Consider the following 530-nt stretch of genomic DNA (forward strand, 5'->3'; position numbering starts at 1 on the left):
GGCCGGGTTCCACCGCCAGCCCCGCCTCGCGCAGCGCCGTGACGAAGCCGTCGTAGCGCAGCGCACTCGCGCTCAGGTCAGTGCGTCCGCGGATGAATCCGATACGGGTGTGCCCCTGGCGGAGCAGGTGCTCGGTCATTTCCCTGCCGGCGCTGAAATCGTCGATGCGGACACAGGACAGGGCGTCGCTCAGGCGACCCGATGCGATGGCCACCACCGGAATGCCTGCCTTGACCAGTTCGCTTACCGCGGCCTGCGATTCGCACAGGGGCGGCGGCAGGATCACCCCGTCGACGCGCCCGGCAAGCGCACGCGCCGCCTTGCGCTCGGACTCGGCATCCAGGTTGTCCCAGTAGTCGATGACCAGCTGGAGCGCGGAACTGGACGCGACGCGCAGCAGCCCCACCAGCAGCTCGCGCAGGTAGGCGCCGCTGGGGTTGGTATAGATCAGGGCAATGCGCGTGTGCTGCGCGGCGGCCAGCGAACTGGCGGCAAGATTGGGCGTATAGCCCAGCTCGCGCACGGCGCGC

General features: G+C 69.6%; 1 protein-coding gene. It reads right to left on the reverse strand.

The features are described from left to right. Positions 1-530, reverse strand: a 530-nt coding sequence (locus EN850_RS33420) for a substrate-binding domain-containing protein (protein WP_145973022.1), incomplete at both ends; no start/stop codon positions are given.

Origin of the sequence: Mesorhizobium sp. M8A.F.Ca.ET.207.01.1.1, assembly GCF_004794715.1 — a bacterium.
GTDB lineage: Bacteria > Pseudomonadota > Alphaproteobacteria > Rhizobiales > Rhizobiaceae > Mesorhizobium.